Source organism: Escherichia sp. MOD1-EC6300 (assembly GCF_002965045.1).
GTDB classification, from domain to species: Bacteria; Pseudomonadota; Gammaproteobacteria; order Enterobacterales; family Enterobacteriaceae; genus Escherichia; species Escherichia coli_F.
Window position 1 is genome coordinate 59,639 of the sequence record NZ_PTRH01000005.1, and the last position, 22,113, is coordinate 81,751.

The 22,113-nt window shown below is 49.9% G+C and carries 22 protein-coding genes; 16 read left to right on the plus strand and 6 right to left on the minus strand.

Features of this window, described 5'->3' with window-relative positions; genetic code table 11:
• Positions 1-129 precede the first annotated feature (129 nt).
• Complete coding sequence (locus tag BGE37_RS09765; protein WP_000056900.1) at positions 130-342, plus strand: DUF2754 domain-containing protein; 213 nt, start codon at positions 130-132, stop codon at positions 340-342.
• Between the two features lie 182 nt (positions 343-524).
• On the opposite strand, the gene ddlA is transcribed toward BGE37_RS09765, so the two are convergent.
• Entirely contained in the window at positions 525-1,619 is a 1,095-nt protein-coding gene (gene ddlA / locus BGE37_RS09770) for a D-alanine--D-alanine ligase (RefSeq protein ID WP_000413662.1), read from the minus strand.
• Positions 1,620-1,696: 77 nt separating this feature from the next.
• On the opposite strand from ddlA, the gene BGE37_RS25425 reads away from it, so the two are divergent.
• The 5 genes from BGE37_RS25425 (at position 1,697) to adrA (ending at position 5,514) form a co-directional block, all read left to right on the plus strand.
• Positions 1,697-1,900, plus strand: coding sequence for a hypothetical protein (locus BGE37_RS25425; RefSeq protein ID WP_001353412.1), 204 nt, complete (start codon positions 1,697-1,699; stop codon positions 1,898-1,900).
• A gap of 181 nt (positions 1,901-2,081) precedes the next feature.
• Entirely contained in the window at positions 2,082-2,342 is a 261-nt protein-coding gene (iraP, locus tag BGE37_RS09780; protein ID WP_000792970.1) for an anti-adapter protein IraP, read from the plus strand.
• 100 nt (positions 2,343-2,442) lie between these two features.
• Complete coding sequence (phoA, locus tag BGE37_RS09785) at positions 2,443-3,858, plus strand: alkaline phosphatase (RefSeq protein ID WP_105277190.1); 1,416 nt, start codon at positions 2,443-2,445, stop codon at positions 3,856-3,858.
• Between the two features lie 118 nt (positions 3,859-3,976).
• Complete coding sequence (psiF, locus tag BGE37_RS09790; protein ID WP_001295332.1) at positions 3,977-4,297, plus strand: phosphate starvation-inducible protein PsiF; 321 nt, start codon at positions 3,977-3,979, stop codon at positions 4,295-4,297.
• Between the two features lie 101 nt (positions 4,298-4,398).
• Positions 4,399-5,514, plus strand: coding sequence for a diguanylate cyclase AdrA (gene adrA / locus BGE37_RS09795; protein ID WP_000484041.1), 1,116 nt, complete (start codon positions 4,399-4,401; stop codon positions 5,512-5,514).
• A gap of 16 nt (positions 5,515-5,530) precedes the next feature.
• Here the strand turns inward: adrA and proC are convergent, their stop codons facing one another.
• Positions 5,531-6,340 (minus strand): pyrroline-5-carboxylate reductase, encoded by an 810-nt coding sequence (gene proC / locus BGE37_RS09800; RefSeq protein WP_001295331.1) that lies wholly within the window; start codon positions 6,338-6,340, stop codon positions 5,531-5,533.
• Between the two features lie 119 nt (positions 6,341-6,459).
• Between proC and BGE37_RS09805 the strand changes: the two genes are divergently transcribed.
• From BGE37_RS09805 to BGE37_RS09845, 7 genes are all read left to right on the plus strand, one after another.
• The gene (locus BGE37_RS09805; RefSeq protein ID WP_105270952.1) at positions 6,460-6,918 is read left to right on the plus strand and encodes a YaiI/YqxD family protein; all 459 of its coding nucleotides are present in this window, start codon (positions 6,460-6,462) and stop codon (positions 6,916-6,918) included.
• A 182-nt stretch (positions 6,919-7,100) separates the two neighbouring features.
• Entirely contained in the window at positions 7,101-7,625 is a 525-nt protein-coding gene (gene aroL, locus BGE37_RS09810) for a shikimate kinase AroL (RefSeq protein WP_105270953.1), read from the plus strand.
• A 49-nt stretch (positions 7,626-7,674) separates the two neighbouring features.
• Positions 7,675-7,866 carry a protein YaiA gene (gene yaiA, locus BGE37_RS09815; protein WP_001142441.1) on the plus strand — a complete coding sequence of 64 codons (192 nt, stop codon included), beginning with the start codon at positions 7,675-7,677 and terminating at the stop codon, positions 7,864-7,866.
• 257 nt (positions 7,867-8,123) lie between these two features.
• Positions 8,124-8,801 (plus strand): AroM family protein, encoded by a 678-nt coding sequence (locus BGE37_RS09825; protein WP_105287985.1) that lies wholly within the window; start codon positions 8,124-8,126, stop codon positions 8,799-8,801.
• Positions 8,802-8,872: 71 nt separating this feature from the next.
• Positions 8,873-9,157, plus strand: coding sequence for a pyrimidine/purine nucleoside phosphorylase (gene ppnP, locus BGE37_RS09830; RefSeq protein WP_000941942.1), 285 nt, complete (start codon positions 8,873-8,875; stop codon positions 9,155-9,157).
• 143 nt (positions 9,158-9,300) lie between these two features.
• Positions 9,301-11,580 carry a DUF2773 domain-containing protein gene (locus BGE37_RS09835; protein WP_123057324.1) on the plus strand — a complete coding sequence of 760 codons (2,280 nt, stop codon included), beginning with the start codon at positions 9,301-9,303 and terminating at the stop codon, positions 11,578-11,580.
• Positions 11,577-12,032 carry an SF0329 family protein gene (locus tag BGE37_RS09845; protein WP_105277192.1) on the plus strand — a complete coding sequence of 152 codons (456 nt, stop codon included), beginning with the start codon at positions 11,577-11,579 and terminating at the stop codon, positions 12,030-12,032. The genes BGE37_RS09835 and BGE37_RS09845 overlap by 4 nt, the downstream gene beginning before the upstream one ends.
• 77 nt (positions 12,033-12,109) lie before the next feature.
• Here the strand turns inward: BGE37_RS09845 and rdgC are convergent, their stop codons facing one another.
• Positions 12,110-13,021 carry a recombination-associated protein RdgC gene (gene rdgC, locus BGE37_RS09850; RefSeq protein WP_001298537.1) on the minus strand — a complete coding sequence of 304 codons (912 nt, stop codon included), beginning with the start codon at positions 13,019-13,021 and terminating at the stop codon, positions 12,110-12,112.
• A gap of 124 nt (positions 13,022-13,145) precedes the next feature.
• On the opposite strand from rdgC, the gene mak reads away from it, so the two are divergent.
• Entirely contained in the window at positions 13,146-14,054 is a 909-nt protein-coding gene (gene mak / locus BGE37_RS09855) for a fructokinase (protein WP_032183452.1), read from the plus strand.
• A gap of 137 nt (positions 14,055-14,191) precedes the next feature.
• Here the strand turns inward: mak and araJ are convergent, their stop codons facing one another.
• The 3 genes from araJ to sbcD form a co-directional block, all read right to left on the minus strand.
• A complete protein-coding gene (araJ, locus tag BGE37_RS09860; protein WP_039021006.1) occupies positions 14,192-15,376 on the minus strand; it encodes an MFS transporter AraJ in 1,185 nt (394 codons plus the stop codon).
• Between the two features lie 125 nt (positions 15,377-15,501).
• Positions 15,502-18,645 carry an exonuclease subunit SbcC gene (sbcC, locus tag BGE37_RS09865; RefSeq protein ID WP_105277193.1) on the minus strand — a complete coding sequence of 1,048 codons (3,144 nt, stop codon included), beginning with the start codon at positions 18,643-18,645 and terminating at the stop codon, positions 15,502-15,504.
• Entirely contained in the window at positions 18,642-19,844 is a 1,203-nt protein-coding gene (gene sbcD, locus BGE37_RS09870; protein WP_105277194.1) for an exonuclease subunit SbcD, read from the minus strand. Before sbcD ends, sbcC begins: the two co-directional genes overlap by 4 nt.
• 189 nt (positions 19,845-20,033) lie before the next feature.
• Between sbcD and phoB the strand changes: the two genes are divergently transcribed.
• Both phoB and phoR read left to right on the plus strand, forming a co-directional pair.
• A complete protein-coding gene (gene phoB / locus BGE37_RS09875) occupies positions 20,034-20,723 on the plus strand; it encodes a phosphate response regulator transcription factor PhoB (RefSeq protein ID WP_000113933.1) in 690 nt (229 codons plus the stop codon).
• Positions 20,724-20,780: 57 nt separating this feature from the next.
• Positions 20,781-22,076 (plus strand): phosphate regulon sensor histidine kinase PhoR, encoded by a 1,296-nt coding sequence (phoR, locus tag BGE37_RS09880; protein WP_105270956.1) that lies wholly within the window; start codon positions 20,781-20,783, stop codon positions 22,074-22,076.
• Positions 22,077-22,113: the final 37 nt, after the last annotated feature.

Consider the following 22,113-nt stretch of genomic DNA (forward strand, 5'->3'; position numbering starts at 1 on the left):
AATATTTGTCACGAGTCACAAAAAGGTAACTTTAAGTTAAATTTTTTAACGATACGGGAAATGCTGTCTACCCCACAGACGTAAGTTATCGATTATGCGAAGATGTTATTTTTCGTTAACGGAGCTGCCATGAGTCTGCCTGTAAAAATTCGCCGTGACTGGCACTACTATGCGTTCGCCATTGGCCTGATATTCATTCTTAATGGCGTGGTGGGGTTACTGGGATTTGAAGCAAAAGGTTGGCAGACCTATGCCGTTGGTCTGGTGACGTGGGTGATTAGTTTCTGGCTCGCGGGGCTGATTATTCGTCGTCGCGATGAAGAAACTGAAAACGCCCAATAACAGAGGATTGGGCGTTCTGGGGGCTGACAAAGTGCTCGTTGTTTTTGCCGGATGCGGCGCGAACGCCTTATCCTGCCTACAAAATCAGTATATTGCAATTATCTTGTAGGCCTGATAAGCAAAGCGCATCAGGCAATCTTACAGTCTTAAATGCCCAATAACAGTTATTGGGCATTTAAAAATTACATTGTGGTTTTCAATGCGTTATCCGCAGCGTGACGCTCCAGCGCCAACTCGATCAGACGTGTGATCAGGTCGGTGTAACCCAAACCGCTGGCTTGCCACAGCTTCGGATACATACTGATGTTGGTGAAGCCTGGCAGTGTGTTGATCTCGTTGATTACCACTTCGTTCTCTGGGGTTAAAAACACGTCTACACGCGCCATGCCTGCGCAACCCAACGTTTGATAAGCCTGAACGGCAATTGCCCGGATCTTATCGTTAATTTCAGGCGTAATGGCTGCCGGAACCACCACTTTCGCGCCATCTTCGTCAATGTACTTGGTGTCGTAGGCATAGAAATCGCTGGTTAGTACGATCTCGCCACAGGTACTGGCTTGCGGATTGTCGTTGCCCAGAACCGCGCATTCGATCTCACGACCTTTGATCCCTTGCTCAACGATCACTTTATGATCGAACTCGAACGCCAGATCGACGGCAATTGCGTACTCTTCTTCACTGGTTACTTTGCTGACACCAACAGAAGAGCCTTGGTTAGCGGGTTTTACAAACAGCGGTAACCCCAGTTTTGACTTCACTTCGGCAAAACTGATGTTTTGACGATTGGTGCGTGTCAGGGTAATAAATGGCGCAATGTTCAGCCCGGCATCGCGTAGCAGACGTTTGGTGACATCTTTATCCATACAGGCCGCTGACGCCAAAACATCAGAACCCACAAACGGTAAATTGGCGACCCGCAGCATTCCCTGCAAGGAACCATCTTCGCCTAGCGTACCGTGAACAATCGGGAAAATGACATCCACCGTCGGCAATGGCTGACCGTTTTGTGCGTCGATAAGCTGATGCTCATGTTTACCAGGCACCTGCGCAAGACTGGTCGCCGAAGGGCGCAACGCAATATGGGCAGGATCGTCTGCATTTAGCAGATAATTGTTGGCATCGCTGACGTGCCATTGCCCTTGTTTATCAATGCCCAGCAGCACAACGTCGAAGCGACTTTTATCAATGGCATCGACAATGTTTTTTGCCGATTGCAAAGACACTTCATGTTCCGCTGATTTACCACCAAAAACGATTCCTACCCGCAGTTTTTCCATCTTGAAAACCTATCCCGTCTAACACAAAGTGCATACATTACCACGACAAAACGGGGGATTCGCGGCCTTCTGACAGAATGTTGCAATCTTCTACTGACAAAGTGTGCAACGTACTGGTGAAGAAAGTGCGTTATCTCAAAGATGTGCGCAAGATCACAAAAATGATGAACGGGAAGCTAATTTATTCCTGGTTTAAATGGCCATGCAGTGAGTTTTTTTCTCTTAATTATAAGTTAGCAAAGAGAATATATTTCATAACTTTTACTTATAATAAAGGTTGATAATTAAAAACCTATACTTTGTATGGTTACTTATTTAAATAAGAGAAACGTTTCGCTGATAAATATGGAAAAAATATTTGCGCAAAGTATTTCATTCGTCATAAAAATACTACCTCCAGACACTATGAAGTTGTGAAGCATAATGTTAACTTCTCCATACTTTGGATAAGGAAATACAGACATGAAAAATCTCATTGCTGAGTTGTTATTTAAGCTTGCCCAAAAAGAAGAAGAGTCGAAAGAACTGTGCGCGCAGGTAGAAGCACTGGAGATTATCGTCACTGCAATGCTTCGTAATATGGCGCAAAATGACCAACAGCGGTTGATTGATCAGGTTGAGGGGGCACTTTACGAGGTAAAGCCCGATGCCAGCATTCCTGACGACGATACGGAGCTGCTGCGCGATTATGTAAAGAAGTTATTGAAGCATCCTCGTCAGTAAAAAGGTAATCTTTTCAACAGCTGTCATAAAGCTGTCACGGCTGAGACTTATAGTCGCTTTGTTTTTATTTTTTAATGTATTTGTACATGGAGAAAATAAAGTGAAACAAAGCACTATTGCACTGGCACTCTTACCGTTACTGTTTACCCCTGTGACAAAAGCCCGGACACCAGAAATGCCTATTCTGGAAAACCGGGCTGCTCAGGGCGATATTACTGCACCCGGCGGTGCTCGCCGCTTAACGGGTGATCAGAGCGCCGCTCTGCGTGATTCTCTTAGCGATAAGCCTGCAAAAAATATTATTTTGCTGATTGGCGATGGGATGGGGGATTCGGAAATTACTGCCGCACGTAATTATGCCGAAGGTGCGGGCGGCTTTTTTAAAGGTATTGATGCCTTACCGCTTACCGGGCAATACACTCACTATGCGCTGAATAAAAAAACCGGCAAACCGGACTACGTTACCGACTCGGCTGCATCAGCAACTGCCTGGTCAACCGGTGTCAAAACCTATAACGGCGCATTGGGTGTCGATATTCATGAAAAAGATCACCCAACGATTCTGGAAATGGCAAAAGCCGCAGGGCTGGCGACCGGTAACGTTTCTACCGCAGAGTTGCAGGATGCCACTCCCGCCGCGTTGGTGGCGCATGTGACTTCGCGCAAATGCTACGGTCCGAGCGCGACCAGTGAAAAATGTCCGCGTAACGCGCTGGAAAAAGGCGGAAAAGGATCGATTACCGAACAGCTGCTTAACGCCCGTGCCGATGTTACGCTTGGCGGCGGCGCAAAAACCTTTGCGGAAACGGCAACCGCCGGTGAATGGCAGGGAAAAACGCTGCGTGAACAGGCGCAGGCGCGTGGTTATCAGTTGGTGAGCGATGCTGCCTCACTGAATGCGGTGACGGAAGCGAACCAGCAAAAACCCCTGCTAGGACTGTTTGCTGACGGCAATATGCCAGTGCGCTGGCAAGGACCGAAAGCAACGTACCACGGCAATATCGACAAGCCCGCAGTTACCTGTACGCCTAATCCGCAACGTAATGACAGCGTACCGACCCTGGCGCAGATGACTGATAAAGCCATTGAATTGTTGAGTAAAAATGAGAAAGGCTTTTTCCTGCAAGTTGAAGGTGCATCAATCGATAAACAGGATCACGCGGCGAATCCTTGTGGGCAAATTGGCGAGACGGTCGATCTCGACGAAGCCGTACAACGGGCGCTGGAATTCGCTAAAAAGGATGGCAACACGCTGGTCATAGTCACCGCTGATCACGCCCACGCCAGCCAGATTGTCGCGCCGGACACCAAAGCGCCGGGCCTCACCCAGGCGCTAAATACCAAAGATGGCGCAGTGATGGTGATGAGTTACGGGAACTCCGAAGAGGATTCACAAGAACATACCGGTAGTCAGCTGCGTATTGCGGCGTATGGCCCACATGCCGCCAATGTCGTTGGACTGACCGACCAGACCGATCTCTTCTACACCATGAAAGCCGCCCTGGGGCTGAAATAAAACCTCGCCCGGCGGTGAAATTTCGCTGCCGGGTGGTTTTTTTGCGGTTAGCAACCAGACTTAATGGCAGATCACGGGCGCAAACGCTCATGGTTAAAACATGAAGAGGGATGGTGCTATGAAAATAACATTACTGGTTACCTTGCTTTTCGGACTGGTTTTTTTAACCACCGTCGGCGCTGCCGAGAGAACCTTAACCCCGCAACAACAGCGTATGACCTCCTGTAATCAGCAGGCGACGGCGCAGGCGTTGAAAGGGGATGCTCGTAAGACCTACATGAGTGATTGCCTGAAGAACAGCAAGTCTGCGCCTGGTGAAAAAAGTTTGACGCCACAGCAGCAAAAGATGCGCGAATGTAATAATCAAGCAACGCAACAATCTCTGAAAGGTGATGATCGTAATAAGTTTATGAGCGCCTGCCTCAAGAAAGCCGCCTGATACCTGATAGTGCTAACGGGTGAGCTACGAAAATGGCTCACCCGAAATTTCATACTTCTGCCTTTAGCCCCGTCTCTATAATTTGGGAAAATTGTTTCTGAATGTTCCCAAAAATAATGAATGATGAAAACTTTTTCAAAAAAGCGGCGGCGCATGGGGAGGAACCTCCTTTAACTCCTCAAAACGAACATCAGCGGTCCGGGCTGCGCTTCGCCCGTCGCGTCAGACTACCCCGCGCGGTTGGCCTGGCTGGCATGTTCTTACCGATTGCTTCAACGCTGGTTTCGCACCCGCCGCCGGGCTGGTGGTGGCTGGTGTTGGTCGGCTGGGCGTTCGTCTGGCCGCATTTAGCCTGGCAGATTGCGAGTAGGGCTGTCGATCCGCTTAGCCGGGAAATTTATAACTTAAAAACCGATGCAGTATTAGCGGGAATGTGGGTAGGCGTAATGGGCGTAAACGTGCTGCCTTCCACCGCGATGTTGATGATTATGTGTCTGAATTTGATGGGGGCAGGCGGCCCCCGTCTGTTTGTCGCGGGTCTGGTGTTGATGGTGGTTTCCTGCCTTGTCACCCTCGAACTGACGGGTATCACCGTGTCGTTCAATAGTGCGCCGCTGGAATGGTGGCTCTCCCTTCCCATTATCGTCATTTATCCTCTGCTGTTTGGTTGGGTCAGCTACCAGACGGCGACTAAACTGGCGGAACATAAACGCCGATTGCAGGTCATGAGTACCCGCGACGGTATGACGGGCGTGTATAACCGACGTCATTGGGAAACTATGTTACGCAATGAATTTGATAACTGTCGGCGGCATAACCGCGATGCGACGTTACTGATTATCGATATCGACCATTTCAAGAGCATCAACGATACCTGGGGCCATGATGTGGGCGATGAAGCGATTGTGGCGCTTACCCGACAATTACAAATTACCCTGCGCGGTAGCGATGTGATTGGTCGGTTTGGTGGCGATGAGTTTGCGGTGATCATGTCCGGTACGCCAGCTGAGAGCGCCATTACCGCCATGTTACGGGTACATGAAGGGCTAAATACGTTACGTTTGCCGAATACACCGCAGGTGATGTTACGGATTAGTGTGGGTGTCGCGCCGCTGAATCCACAAATGAGTCACTATCGGGAGTGGTTGAAATCGGCAGATTTGGCGCTCTACAAAGCAAAGAAAGCCGGACGTAACCGCACCGAAGTGGCGGCCTGACGTCCGGCGAAAGTCATCAGGATTTGCTGAGTTTTTCTGATTTTTCCATACACTTCGTCATCGCTTCGATCACTGCGGCACGGAAGCCTTTCTCTTCCAGTACGCGTACCGCCTCAATGGTGGTGCCTCCCGGTGAGCAGACCATATCTTTCAGTGCCCCCGGATGTTCTCCCGTTTCCAGCACCATTTTTGCGGAACCCATTACCGCCTGAGCGGCAAATTTATACGCCTGGGCGCGTGGCATCCCGCCCAGCACGGCGGCGTCGGCCATCGCCTCGATAAACATAAAGACGTAGGCTGGCGAAGAACCGCTCACACCGACCACCGGGTGGATCATCGGCTCGGCAATTACTTCCGCTTCGCCAAAGCAGCGGAAAATATTCAGCACATCAGCGGTATCTTCTGGGGTTACCAGCGCGTTTGGCGTTACGGAGGTCATCCCGGCATTAACCAGTGCGGGAGTGTTCGGCATGGCGCGGATAATTTTCCGGTCATGGCCCAGCGCGCGGGCAAGCTGGTCGAGCGTGACACCCGCAGCAATAGAAACGACCAGAGAGTCTTTATTCAGGCTGGAGGTGATTTCGCTAAGCACTTTAATCATGATGCCTGGTTTAACGGCGGCGAAAATGATGTCGGCGATTTGCGCCACTTCTTGCGCCGATTCTGCGGCGTTGATGCCGAACTGGTCATGCAGGGCGGCGACTTTATCCGGGGAGGGGGTATATACCCAGATTTGCCCTGGAAGCACCTGACCGCTGGCAATCAGACCGCCGAGAATGGCTTTTCCCATATTGCCGCAGCCAATAAAACCGATTTTCTTTTCCATTGCCTCACTCCTGCCGTGAAATTCATTGTTTTGATAATCGCTGGCAGAAGCATAAACAGAACTATGCCGGAAGGCAAAAGCGCGACACAATAGAGAATTACCCAACAAAGGATGACTTTATGACAATTTGGGTGGATGCCGACGCGTGTCCCAATGTAATTAAAGAGATTTTGTATCGCGCGGCTGAACGTATGCAGATGCCGCTGGTACTGGTAGCAAACCAGAGTTTACGCGTACCGCCTTCGCGATTTATTCGAACGCTGCGCGTCGCGGCAGGTTTCGACGTTGCCGATAACGAAATTGTCCGGCAGTGTGAAGCTGGCGATTTGGTGATCACCGCAGATATTCCTTTGGCTGCTGAAGTCATCGAGAAAGGCGCTGCGGCGCTTAATCCACGCGGCGAACGTTACACACCAGCGACCATTCGTGAGCGCCTGACGATGCGCGATTTTATGGATACCTTACGCGCCAGTGGGATCCAGACCGGGGGACCAGATAGCCTTTCACAACGTGACCGCCAGGCCTTTGCCGCGGAGCTGGAGAAGTGGTGGCTGGAAGTGCAACGTAGTCGTGGCTGAATGTAATTTATTATTTACACTTCATTCTTGAAAATTTATTGGTATAGTAAGGGATGTATTAAAATTTTCACTTTAAGTGGAATTTTTTCTTTACAATCGAAATTGTACTAGTTTGATGGTATGATCGCTATTCTCATGACACCGGCTTTCGCCGCATTGCGACCTATTGGGGAAAACCCACGATGACACAACCTCTTTTTCTGATCGGGCCTCGGGGCTGTGGTAAAACAACGGTCGGAATGGCCCTTGCCGATTCGCTTAACCGTCGATTTGTCGATACCGACCAGTGGTTGCAATCACAGCTCAATATGACGGTCGCGGAGATCGTCGAAAGGGAAGAGTGGGCGGGATTCCGCGCCAGAGAAACGGCGGCGTTGGAAGCGGTAACTGCGCCATCCACCGTTATCGCCACGGGCGGCGGCATTATCCTGACGGAATTTAATCGTCACTTTATGCAAAATAACGGGATCGTGGTTTATTTGTGTGCGCCAGTATCAGTCCTGGTTAACCGACTGCAAGCTGCACCGGAAGAAGATTTACGGCCAACCTTAACGGGGAAACCGCTGAGCGAAGAAGTTCAGGAAGTGCTGGAAGAACGCGATGCGCTATATCGCGAAGTTGCGCATATTATCATCGACGCAACAAACGAACCCAGCCAGGTGATTTCTGAAATTCGCAGCGCCCTGGCACAGACGAGCAATTGTTGATTTTCGAGCGCCTATACTTAACGTTCATCCCGTGAAATAAGGAAGAACGATGCCAACGAAACCGCCTTATCCTCGTGAAGCATATATAGTGACGATTGAAAAAGGAAAGCCAGGACAGACGGTAACCTGGTACCAACTCAGAGCCGATCATCCTAAACCAGACTCGTTGATCAGTGAACATCCGACCGTTCAGGAAGCGATGGATGCGAAAAAACGCTATGAGGACCCTGACAAAGAGTGACCGCATCAGACTGCTCGGAAGGGATTCTGAGTGCCACCACAAGGGATCTGCGTCACATTTTTCACAATTCATGTTTTTCAAATAATTAGAATATTAAACAATAACAATCCATTACTGGAATCATTTGGAATCTTTACATTATGCCGTGCAGGTCTGCTGCTACGCTTTTTGTCATTTGTAGCACAGGTAAGTGTCGGCAGTGGTGCTTAGCGCTTGCCCGGTAATTAACGACGAAATAAAAGTAAGGTGGAAGAACAATGAGTGCGTCGTTGGCGATCCTGACCATCGGCATTGTACCTATGCAGGAAGTTTTGCCGCTCCTGACAGAATACATTGACGAAGATAATATTTCCCATCATAGCCTGCTGGGGAAGTTAAGCCGCGAAGAAGTGATGGCGGAGTACGCGCCAGAAGCAGGCGAAGACACAATTCTCACATTATTAAATGACAACCAGCTGGCCCATGTTTCGCGTCGCAAAGTGGAGCGAGACCTGCAAGGTGTGGTTGAAGTGCTCGATAATCAGGGTTACGACGTCATTATATTAATGAGTACGGCAAACATTAGGAGTATGACCGCGCGTAATACGATCTTTCTTGAGCCGTCGCGAATATTGCCACCGCTGGTTTCATCTATTGTTGAAGATCATCAGGTGGGGGTTATCGTACCGGTTGAAGAGCTACTGACCGTTCAGGCGCAAAAATGGCAAATTTTGCAGAAACCGCCAGTATTTTCATTGGGTAACCCCATTCATGATTCGGAACAAAAAATCATTGATGCCGGGAAAGAATTACTGGCAAAAGGCGCAGATGTCATCATGCTGGATTGTTTGGGATTTAACCAGCGTCATCGCGATTTACTGCAAAAACAGCTCGATGTTCCTGTCTTGCTCTCTAACGTATTGATTGCAAGGCTAGCTGCGGAATTACTGGTGTAATTTTGCGTGACAGCCAGCGCCTCTGGCCCCTATAGTGAAGTAGATGTTCAACTACCAGACAGGGCCAGTTTATGCTTCAAAGTAATGAGTACTTTTCCGGCAAAGTGAAATCGATCGGCTTTTCCAGCAGCAGCACTGGTCGCGCCAGCGTGGGTGTTATGGTTGAAGGCGAATACACCTTCAGCACCGCTGAGCCTGAAGAGATGACGGTAATCAGTGGTGCGCTGAATGTGTTACTGCCTGACGCGACCGACTGGCAAGTGTATGAAGCCGGTTCGGTGTTTAATGTTCCCGGTCACAGCGAGTTTCATCTGCAAGTTGCCGAACCCACCTCTTATCTGTGCCGCTATCTGTAATTCCTCGCCTTCCCCATGAACGGGAGGGCATTTTTCTGAAATATCTTCTCTTTAACCCATAATAATATTTCCTTTGCTGCGATTTTTTCGATTTCCGATATATTCATAATTCATCAAGGTTGATATAAATATCAGTGAAGATTATGAATAGAATTAATATATTGGTCATCTGTATGGTCGTGTTTTTTATGACTGGCAATGCATGTGCCACAGAGTGGATCAGTAGCGAGGACCTTATCACCTCTGACTTTCATCTTATGACGGCAGATGAGCGCAACGTGGTTAAAGCGGCAACCAACGATAGTATGGAAGCTGCTTATATGCTGAAAGATAATATCCGTTGGTATTATCATAATGGTGACCTATCATTACCCGCTAACTTCAGCAATCAAAATAAATTGGTGGTGAACGGTAATTTAACGATTTCCGGCGATTATGATGATTATCTGTCAGGTAATGGTCATCTGATTGTATTAGGTAATGTTATTGTCGACAACTTTATTAATCATGATTTCGCGTATGTCAAAGGGCAGATGACAGCGAAAGGTTTGGTTTATGCTGATTATAATGATCACAACTTTGAAGTGATGAAAGGAATTAGCGCGCGAGGCATTATTGTTTCCGATAAAGCAACGCAATTTGAGGTCATTAAAGCTGAGTTTTATATCAATGAAGATGAAAGCGGTGAAGAATATAACTGGGACGAGAATATTCAAAAAGTTTATTCACTGGTGACGCCTAATCTTTATGATCATAGTGAAATCGAAACCGATAATATTTCCAATGCGTATCCTGACTATGATAGCGTCGTAGACAATATCGTTCAGGGTTTACCTCTTTTTCGAGATAAAGCTGCTCCTGAAATTAATGAGAAATTAAAATGGATTGAAACGGGGAAACTCGATAATTTCCTTGCGGATAAAATAAAGCATGAAGATCCACTGGTGGCACGTTTTCTGACTCATATAGAGCGTTTGTCAACCGCCGTTATGCTGCAACTGTTACAGCACCCCGATGACCAGACGCGTGAATCGATGGCGCAGTCCTGGCCCGCTCAACAGATGCATTTGCTTACCGACGAAATAATTAAAGATGAAGCTGTTGCCAGAGGACTGGTTAAAAACAGCAATATATCCGCCGAAGTGAATAAAAAATTAATGTCTGTACCCGTCGAGAGCGTACAGCTGGAGCAGGCCAGACAGGATAATCTTTCTCCTGATATTGTTGTGTCGTTAAGTCAAAGCCCTTTTCTCAGTGTGCGCAAGACATTAATCAGCCATTACGATTACGCCTGGCTGGTTCCAACTGCAGTGGTCGATGAATTGATAAATAGCGAAGATCCGGAGTTACGCGAAAGAATTACCGGAACCGATTTAACCGCACAACAAGCGGTGTTGTTGAGTAAAGATAAATCGCTGAAAGTTCGTCAAGCATTAGCCCGGACGCTTACTGAACTAAAAATCACCCAACTGTCAGCGACCCTGAGGACAGAGGATGTTGAACGTATCGCAGAACAAATGTATCTGGATAATAAAGAAAATAAAAATATCGTGAAGGCGTTATTGGTCGCTTTGCCGGAGTCGCGTCAACTGACTTTGGCAAAAGAAGATGTGCACAACTTACGTGACGGCATGCGTTATCTGACCTCGAAGGAAGTGATTAGTTATCTACTGAATCAGCATGACATTCCCAGCATCTGGTATGAGCTGGCACGCGATAAATTATTACCTCTGGAGTATAAGAAACAATTATGGCAACACACCTTAAAATTAATGATGAGTAAACGGCAAGAAGATCAAGAGCAAGCCTACGAAGTACAGCTGGCGCTGATTGATAATGGTATTATTGACGAAGAGATGTTTAATAATGCCATCGATTTACTGGTTTATTTACCTGCTGAATACCGCTATCGGATGCGAAACCAGCTATTTGATAATGAAGATTTACCCTCCGGAATTATCAACAAACTCGATCAACAGTATCGTTTTAACTCCGACTGGGCGTTGTCTGTTGTCAGTATGAAAAATAGCACCCGTAGACAAAGTGAAAGGGGATTACACCGCTGGAATCATGAGGAAAGCGATATTTTTGCGGAGCTGGATACGATAAAAGATAAATCAGATGATGAATGGTGGTGCGGATTGCTGAAAAGTCACAATGATCATTTGCGGCAGACGGCGTTGCGCAATGTACATACCCCAGCCTCTTTGTTAACGACATTGACTGAGTCACAGGATCGGGCGCTGGCTATTAATAATCCACAGTTGGCTGCCGATGTGAAAACGGCGTGGTTAAAGGAGGATGCATCATTAATCTTATTTGTTGATCAGCCCGATCTTTCGCAGTTACGTCATTTAGTGAAAACCGGGGCAACGCGGCAAATTCGCAGTGAAGCGCGTAACCGGCTTGAGGAAAAACAATGACACAACGCCCCTGGAGCAAGTTACAGAGGGAGATTTATGACTTACTGACGCCAACGATCAACCTGCAAATTCACTGTACCCGTTATCCCATGCGCAGCCAAAATGGTGGAAGCTCCGATTTACCGCGTTATTGGATCACGTTGGATAAAGACGTGATCTGGGATTACCCAAAAGACTTTATGGCAGGCAATGGTGGAGTGCGTAATTTTCATGGTGAAACTTGCTGGTATCCTTATCTGACGGATATTTGTTCAATTTCTGATTTATTGCGTGAATATATTGATACCCCAAAAGCGGAGCTGTTAACGAAACAATGTACCAGCGATAAATGGGGGTTAGTGAATATTCTGCGTGCCGCTGACAGGCGAATAGGGATGAGACGGTTGGATCAGTTACGGCGTAAAACGCATAATATTGCTGCGCTAAAAATTATTGCCCGCCGTAGCGAATGATTATATGCCTGGTGTGGATTCGTACGCCGGATAAGACGCCGCAGGCGTCGCATCCGGCATTAAAGGCAAATCAGCAATTAACGTTGTGCTTCGCCACCTAATCCTTCGATCAGGTTTTGGATTAATGCTGCCAGTTCACCGGTCATCAGGATGAAATCGGCATCAAAACGTTGGGCAAAATCTTCACGGTCGATATCTTCGTTTTGATCGCGCAGCTCGTCGCAGAACTTCAGACGCTTGAGTGAACCATCGTCGCACATCACAAACTGAATGCGCTGCTGCCAGTCGAGCGCCAGTTTAGTCACCACTTTTCCTGCTTCAATGTGGTTGGTGATTTCTTCGCTGGTCAAATCTTGTTTCTTCGCGCGGATCACGCCGCCATCTTCCAGCAACGATTTCAGTTCGGCTTCATCAAGCAGCTGGAAGCCTTGTGCCGCACTACCAGAGCGTACCCATTCGGTCAGCGTCAGTTCAATCGGGTTTTCCATGCTCAATGGTACAACCGGTAACGACCCCAGGCTTTTACGCAGTAATGCCAGCGTATCTTCTGCTTTTTTGGCACTGGCGCAGTCCACCATAATCAAACCGTTTACCGTATCGATCCACATCATGGTTTGGCTGAAACGGCTGAAAGCGCGCGGCAGAAGAGAGTGCAGCACTTCATCTTTCAGCGAATCTTTTTCGGTTTTCTTCAGCTTGCGCGCCTGTTCCGCTTCCAGCTTGGCGATTTTTGCTTCCAGCGCCTGTTTAATCACCGGAGACGGGAGGATTTTTTCTTCTTTGCGCGCGCAGATAACAATTTGACCATTGGCAACGTGCGTTAACGCATCGCTGTGCGATCCCATCGGAGGAACCCAGCCCATCTTCGCCATGTCCTGGCTGCCGCATGGGGTAAATGCCATCGAGGCTAGCTGTTTTTCCATCTCTTCTGCACGCAGCGAAATCTCGCGGCTAAGACGGTAAACCATTAAATTTTTGAACCACAGCATGATAATTTCCACGGCCTTGTCGTTAAATTTAGCGGGCATGATAACGAATTGTCGGCGGCCTTGCATTGCCAATCCGGTTGTCCGTCTCTACGCTATTGATATTGAAAAAAATAAGGAGAGTACCGTGCGTATAGGTATCGATTTAGGCGGCACTAAAACTGAAGTGATTGCACTGGGCGATGCAGGGGAGCAGTTGTATCGTCATCGTCTGCCCACACCGCGTGATGATTACCATCAGACCATCGAAACGATCGCCACGTTGGTTGATATGGCGGAGCAGGCGACAGGGCAGCGCGGAACGGTAGGCATGGGCATTCCAGGCTCGATTTCGCCTTACACTGGCGTGGTGAAAAATGCCAATTCAACCTGGCTTAACGGTCAGCCATTTGATAAAGATTTAAGCGCGCGGTTGCAACGGGAAGTGCGGTTGGCAAATGACGCCAACTGTCTGGCGGTCTCGGAAGCGGTAGATGGCGCAGCAGCGGGAGCGCAGACGGTATTTGCCGTGATTATCGGCACGGGATGCGGCGCGGGCGTAGCGTTCAATGGTCGAGCGCATATCGGCGGCAATGGCACGGCAGGCGAGTGGGGACACAATCCGCTACCGTGGATGGACGAAGATGAACTGCGTTATCGCGAGGAAGTCCCTTGTTATTGCGGTAAACAAGGTTGTATTGAAACCTTTATTTCGGGCACGGGATTCGCGACGGATTATCATCGTTTGAGCGGACATGCGCTGAAAGGCAGTGAAATTATCCGCTTGGTAGAAGAAAGCGATCCGGTAGCGGAACTGGCATTGCGTCGCTACGAGCTGCGGCTGGCAAAATCGCTGGCACACGTAGTGAATATTCTCGATCCGGATGTGATTGTGTTGGGGGGCGGGATGAGCAATGTAGATCGTTTATATCAAACGGTTCCGCAGTTGATTAAACAATTTGTCTTCGGCGGCGAATGTGAAACGCCGGTGCGTAAGGCGAAACATGGTGATTCCAGCGGCGTACGCGGCGCTGCGTGGTTATGGCCACAAGAGTAAAAAAACCAGGCAATTGGTGCATCATGCCTGATGCGACGCTTGCCGCGTCTTATCAGGCCTACAAAATGAGCAGCCGTAGGCCGGATAAGGTGTTCACGCCGCATCCGGCAATAAGCAACGTGCACCGTGGCTGCAATCTACCCCACTGGTTTCGCCAGCACCGGACTATCCGCCGCTTGCTGGCGCTTATAGCGACCATACAGCAGCAACGACGACATCGCAGCAAACGAAAGCAGGGCGGCAGGCAGCGCCACGTAATTATAAGTCAGCCCCAGCGTCAGCATCATACCTCCGCAATATGCGCCGACGGCGCTACCGAGGTTAAACGCTATTTGCCCACCTGCGGCACCTAATAATTCTCCACCTTTGGCATTTTGCAGTAACAATATTTGCAGCGGTGCAGAGAGGGCAAATAATCCCGCGCAACAAATAAAAGCAAAAATAAGCGACGTTGTTTTCATGCCGCCGAAGAAAAAGAGCATCAGCAATGCCAGCACAATAATGAAATCAGTCACTGCCGCAATGCGTAGTGGTGAATAACGTCCTGAAATCCGGCCACTTAGCACATTCCCCAACACCATCCCCAGCCCAACTAACATCATAATAAAGGTCATCGCCGTTTCCGAAAAACCGGAAATAAACATCATGTATGGCTTTACGTAGCTGAACCAGGCAAATACACCCGCGTTGCCAAACATCGTGGCAGCGAAAATTAACCACGGGGCCGGGCTGCGCAAAAAGTGAAATTGTTCGCGCAGCTTTCCTTTCGCCTCGTCGCGAATATCCGGCACCCAAAAATAGACCGATGCCATCACCGCGATATTAAACACAGAGATCAATAAAAAGGTGTAACGCCAGCTAAACTCCTGACTTAAATACGTCCCCAGCGGAATGCCCAGCAAATTGGCAACTGTCATCCCCGAAACCATCCCCGCCACGGCGGCGGTGACTTTGCCGGGTTTGATAATTTTCGATAACACAATCGCCCCGACGCCAAAAAAAGCGCCATGCGGAAAGCCGGAAACCAGCCGACCAATGGCGAGCATCAGGTAAGACGAAGAGAGCGTGAACATGGCGTTGCCAATGACGCACAACGCCACCAGAAACAACAAGATATGTTTGAGCGAGTAGCGGCTGGAAAAGAGTGCGATGATTGGTGCACCGACCACCACCCCCAGCGCATAATACGAGATCATATGTCCGGCGGCAGGAATCGAAATACCTACGTTATGTGCCAGCTCCGTAAGCACGCCCATAATGCCAAATTCGGCCATTCCCAAACCAAACGTGCCCAGAGCCAAAGATAAAATAACTTTTTTCATACCACCATCACAACCACCAGAACGGCTACCAATCACCGTAGCCAATAAAGTGATAGCTTGCAGGATAACGACCAGTGAGGCCAAGAGATAATTCGCCCCTCTGTATTCATTATCCTGCTGAATAGTTATTTCACTGCAAACGCACTTTCCAGTTTGCTGTATCCCAGTCCGTTGATCTTTTTCACTTTGATCTGCACCGGAATACGCTCTTTCATCGCTTCAACGTGGCTAATCACACCGATGGTTTTGCCGCTGGCGTTCAGGGCATCCAGGGCATCAAGGGCGGTATCCAGCGTTTCGCTATCCAGCGTGCCAAAACCTTCATCAAGGAACAGCGAGTCAATACGCGTTTTATGGCTGACCAGATCCGAAAGCGCCAGCGCCAGCGCCAGACTGACGAGGAAACTCTCGCCACCGGAAAGGGTACGGGTATCGCGTACCGCATCTGCCTGCCAGGTATCAACAACCTCGACTTCCAGCGCCTCGCTGGCTTTGCGCTGTAACAGATAGCGCCCGTGTAACCGGGTAAGTTGCTGATTAGCGAGATGGACTAAATTATCCAGCGTCAGCCCCTGGGCAAACTTGCGGAATTTATCGCCCTCTTTGGAACCTATTAGCGAATTAAGATATCCCCAGTCCTCAACCTGCTGCGTCATTTGAGCAATTTGCTGCATTAAGGTTTGTTGTTGCTGACGGTTTTCCGCATCCTGTTTCAGCTGTTGACGAATCTCGCCCTGACTCGTGGTGTTTTCACGCAACTTTTGGTGAGTTTGCGCTAACTCTTGCTGAATCTGCTCCACCGTCACACTGAGATCCAGGCCGTCAGGTCGGTGTTGCTGATGCTGTGCCAGCGTTTCAGCTGTCTGAGTGACCAGCGTTTGCGCCTGACGGCGCTGGTTTTCCAGATTCTGCTTGAGCTGTTCCAGTTGGGTTAGTGTTTGTTCATCCATTAGCGCCGCAAGGAACGCCTGTTGATCGTCAAAGACACTGGCCTGTAGCGCGGTGTCAAACTGCGCCTGGGCTTTTTGCAGACTTTGCGCCGCCAGAACATCCTGTTGCTGTAACGTCTGCTGCTGGCTTTGTAACGCGAGACATTGTTCATGAATTTGCCGCCAGTTTTCCATTGCCACTGTTTCTTCGCTGTGCGATAACTCATCACCTTGCGGTAACGTATCCAGAATCGGCGTCAGTTGCTGAATACGGTTTTGCAGCGTAGTTAATTCGTTCTGACGCAGTTGCCAGCTCTGCGCTTCTTGCTGACGTGTCGCTAACCAGCTCTCTTCTTCATTTTCCTGTGGCAATGCCAGCGCGTAACTCGCTAATGCCGCAGAGAGTTGCTGCTGGCGTTGTTCAATTTGCTGTTGATACTGGATAATTTGTTGATTATGCGCAGCAATCTGCCCTTGTAATTCATGCCGTTGGCTGAGTATCCGCAGCTGGCGCTCGTGCTCATCTTGTGCATCCAGCCACGGTTGAATATCGTCCTGTGGCTGCAAGGTGATATTGAGGCTGGCCGTGACAGCTTGCCATTGTTGAGTAAGTGCTTGCTCATCTTGTCGGAGGCTTTGCGCTTCGTTTTCATCACGCTGAAGCTGCTTCGTTAAGGCGTCCAGTTGCCCACGTAGCGCCGCACCTTCTTCACCGAGCTTTTTCACTTCGTTTTCCAGCGTTAATAGCCGGGCCTGATTAACGCCCGGTTCCAGCGCCTGATACGCCTCGACCGCCGGGTGGCTGGTGGAACCACAAAGTGGGCAAGGCTGACCCGCCTGTAACTGCGCACGTTGAACTTCCAGCGTTTTGATACGAGCTTCCTGCTCGCAAATGGTTTTCACATCGGCAAGTTGTTGCGTTTTTTCTTTATAACGCTGGCGCATTTCGTTAAGTGCGGCGTTACGTTGCGTCTGTTCTTGCGTGACATTCTGGATAGCGATCTGTAATTGCGCCAGGCGTTTTTGTTGGGGAACAATCTGTCCATGCAGCGCGACCAGGCGCTGACGCAGCGTGCGTTGCTCAGCATGTTGCGCCTGGGCGCTAGCAACTTCATCGGCGCTTAACGTCAACGAGATCGCCGGAAGTGAATTAAGTTTTTGCTCTGCATGGGTTAACTGTTGCTGCCACTGCCGCAGATGCTCGCGTTCGCTGGTTTGTTGAGAGAATTGCGCACGCCAACCCGCCAGTTCGTTGTTCCACTGACGGAAGCGGTCGTGTTCCTGTAACCAGGCATTCAGGCTTTGTTGCTGCTGCTGTAATTCTGCAGACTGCTTCGCCGCGTGGTGGCGAATGCTCGCACGAAGCGCCATTGTGCGCTGTAAGCGAGTATTTACTTCTTCAATCTGCTGGCGAGTATGCGCCAGTGCCGCAGTGTGTTCTGCGATGCGTTCCCAGTGCGGACGAAGATTTCGCGCCGGTTGTGCCAGGCTGAGCGCCGCCAGTTGAGGTTGCGCTTTTTCTTCTTCGGCTAACGCCTGTTGCAATGCCTGCTGACGTCGGCTGGCTTCTTGCTGCAATTCGTCCAGACGCGTTAACCAGTTTAGCGATTGTTGTTCTTGCTGCTGCGCGGCGAGTAACTGTTTCTCTTCGACAGTGAGTACCTGCAAACTTTCTGTCAGCGATTGCAGCTGTTCTGGCGCTAATAACGCAACGCCGCTGGCCTGCGCTTGCAGTTTCTCCAGCTCAGTGCGGGCCGATTTGTGCTGCTCAAAGACCATCGCAGAGATTTGCCCGTAGATTTCGGTGCCGGTTAATTCCTCGAGCAATTCCGCGCGTTCTTTTGGTTTGGCATTCAGGAAGGCAGCAAATTGCCCCTGCGAAAGCAGCATCGAACGGGTGAAACGCCCATAATCCAGTCCGGTTAACGTCGCCGTCAGTTCCAGCTTATCTTTCACTTTGTCAGCGAGAATTTTGCCATCGGTACAGCGCGCCAGCTCTACGCGCGGCACCTGCAAATTACCGTCTGGCTGGTTACGCGCCCGATTCTGGCTCCAGAAGGCACGGTACGCTTCACCTTTGACTTCAAACTCCACTTCCGCCAGACATTCGGCGGTATCGCGGGTCATTAGATCATTTTGCGATTGTGAAACGTTAGAAAGGCGCGGAGTTTCGTGATACAGCGCCAGGCAAATGGCATCCAGCAGGGTGGTTTTCCCCGCGCCGGTTGGGCCGGTAATCGCAAACAGCCCATTGCTGGCGAACGGCTCGCGGGTGAAATCAATCTTCCATTCGCCTTTTAACGAGTTCAGGTTTTTCAGGCGCAGGCTGAGAATTTTCATGCTTCGTGTTCTCCGGCGAGGGTCTGCAGCGTCGTGGTGAAAAGATGTTGCAGACGTTGCTGCTGTGATTCATCCAGTTCTTCCAGTGCGAGACGACGATTAAACACCTCTTCGACGCTGAGTTCGCTGAGGGTTTCACGCTGTTGGCTGGCTAACACACGCTCGCGCTGTTCACGGCTGCGGCGTACCAGCAATACTTCGACAGGCAGTGATTCAGTTAATGCCTGGATTTTGCGCTGAATATCATGCAGATACTCATCAGTAGTGATTTCGATATCCAGCCAGACAGGTGGTTCCTGTGATACATCGCGCCACTGTTCCAGCTGTTCGGTAATCGACGCCAGATCGCCTTTCAGTACCGCCATTGGTTGCGTTATCGGCACGCTCAGGTTTTCCACGCTCTCTAATTTGCCGTTTGAAAATGTCACCAGATGGACATATTTACTTTTTCCGCATTCATCAAAACTCAGTGGAATGGGGGAACCGCAATAGCGAACATGTTCCATGCCGCCAATAATCTGTGCGCGGTGAATATGCCCGAGCGCGATGTAGTCGACTGGCGGAAAGTTTTGTGCCGGGAAGGCGTCCAGCGTGCCAATATAAATGTCACGCACGGCGTCACTTTTGCTGGCACCAACGGTCGTTAAATGCCCCGTGGCGATGATGGGCAGAGGCTGATCGCCGCGCAGTTTGCAGGCATCGGCATAATGTTGTTGGTAATAATCGGTAATAGCCGCCAGCAAATGTTGTTGTTTTTCAATACCGTTAAGCCCCGCCTGGCTGGTAATAATGTCACGCGGGCGTAAAAAAGGAATGGGGCACAGCACTGCGCCTGGCGTCCCGTCGCGACGAGGCAAGATTTGTGGCGCATGTCCGGCGCTGGCGACCACGGTAGTATTGAGGAACGCCATGATATCGCGCGATTCATTCAGCGTGGCGACCGAGTCATGGTTTCCTGCCAGTACCACCAGATGACAGCCCGTTTGCTGTAAATTGACAACAAAACGGTTGTATAACGTGCGGGCGTAACTGGGTGGTGATCCGGTATCGAAAACATCACCGGCAACAATAATCGCATCCACCTGATGGGTTTGCGCTGTTTCCAGCAGCCAGTCAAGAAAGGCCTGGTGTTCAGCTTCGCGGCTTTTACTGTAGAAGTTCTGGCCGAGATGCCAGTCTGAGGTGTGAAGGATGCGCATAACGATTCCCTGGCGAAAAAGCATGGGCGCGATTATACCCAAACAGATGTGCCATTTGCTTTTTTCTGCGCCACGGAAATCAACTACCTGAAGATATGTGCGACGTGCTTTTCATAAATCTGTCATAAATCTGACGCATAATGACGTCGCATTAATGATCGCAACCTATTTATTACAACAGGGCAAATCATGGCGAGACGTATTCTGGTCGTAGAAGATGAAGCTCCAATTCGCGAAATGGTCTGCTTCGTGCTCGAACAAAATGGCTTTCAGCCGGTCGAAGCGGAAGATTATGACAGTGCTGTGAATCAACTGAATGAACCCTGGCCGGATTTAATTCTCCTTGACTGGATGTTACCTGGCGGCTCCGGTATCCAGTTCATCAAACACCTCAAGCGCGAATCGATGACCCGAGATATTCCAGTGGTGATGCTGACCGCCAGAGGGGAAGAAGAAGATCGCGTGCGCGGCCTTGAAACCGGTGCGGATGACTATATCACCAAGCCGTTTTCGCCGAAGGAACTGGTGGCGCGAATCAAAGCGGTAATGCGCCGTATTTCGCCAATGGCGGTGGAAGAGGTGATCGAGATGCAGGGGCTCAGTCTCGACCCGACATCTCACCGGGTGATGGCGGGCGAAGAACCGCTGGAGATGGGGCCGACAGAATTTAAACTGCTGCACTTTTTTATGACGCATCCCGAGCGCGTGTACAGCCGCGAGCAGCTGTTAAACCACGTCTGGGGAACCAACGTATATGTGGAAGACCGCACGGTCGATGTTCACATTCGTCGCCTGCGTAAGGCACTGGAGCCCGGCGGACATGACCGCATGGTGCAGACCGTACGCGGTACAGGATATCGTTTTTCAACCCGCTTTTAACGCCTTGCTCATCGGACGCAGAGCAGGGCTTATGATTTCTTAACTGGAGTATCTTACGTGCTGGAACGGCTGTCGTGGAAAAGGCTGGTGCTGGAGCTGCTACTTTGCTGCCTCCCGGCTTTCATCCTGGGTGCATTTTTTGGTTACCTGCCTTGGTTTTTGCTGGCATCGGTAACAGGACTGCTTATCTGGCATTTTTGGAATTTGTTGCGCCTTTCATGGTGGCTGTGGGTGGATCGCAGTATGACCCCGCCTCCGGGGCGTGGTAGCTGGGAACCGCTGCTATACGGCTTACACCAGATGCAGCTGCGTAATAAAAAACGTCGCCGCGAACTGGGCAATCTGATTAAACGCTTTCGTAGCGGCGCGGAGTCGCTGCCTGATGCGGTGGTGCTGACCACGGAAGAGGGCGGTATTTTCTGGTGTAATGGTCTGGCGCAACAAATTCTTGGTTTGCGCTGGCCGGAAGATAACGGGCAGAACATCCTTAATCTGCTTCGTTATCCGGAGTTTACGCAATATCTGAAAACGCGTGATTTTTCTCGCCCGCTCAATCTGGTGCTCAATACCGGGCGGCATCTGGAAATTCGCGTCATGCCTTATACCCACAAACAGTTGCTGATGGTGGCGCGTGATGTCACGCAAATGCATCAACTGGAAGGGGCGCGGCGTAACTTTTTTGCCAACGTGAGCCATGAGTTGCGTACGCCATTGACAGTGTTACAGGGTTACCTGGAGATGATGGATGAGCAACCACTGCAAGGTGCGGTACGTGAAAAAGCGTTGCACACCATGCGCGAGCAGACCCAGCGGATGGAAGGGCTGGTGAAGCAGTTACTGACGCTGTCAAAAATAGAAGCCGCGCCAACGCAGTTGCTTAATGAAAAGGTTGATGTGCCGATGATGCTGCGGGTCGTTGAGCGTGAGGCCCAGACTCTGAGCCAGCAGAAACAGACATTTACCTTTGAAATAGATAACGACCTCAAGGTGTCTGGCAACGAAGACCAACTTCGCAGCGCGATTTCGAACCTGGTTTATAACGCCGTGAATCATACGCCGGAAGGTACGCATATCACCGTACGCTGGCAGCGAGTGCCGCACGGTGCCGAATTTAGCGTTGAAGATAATGGACCGGGCATCGCACCGGAGCATATTCCGCGCCTGACCGAGCGTTTTTATCGCGTTGATAAAGCACGTTCCCGACAAACTGGCGGTAGCGGATTAGGGTTAGCGATCGTGAAACATGCGGTGAATCATCACGAAAGTCGCCTGCATATTGAGAGTGCGGTGGGAAAAGGTACGCGTTTCAGTTTTGTTATCCCGGAACGTTTAATTGCCAAAAACAGCGAATAATCCGCCTTTGTCATCTTTTATTGCCATAAGCCAGCTG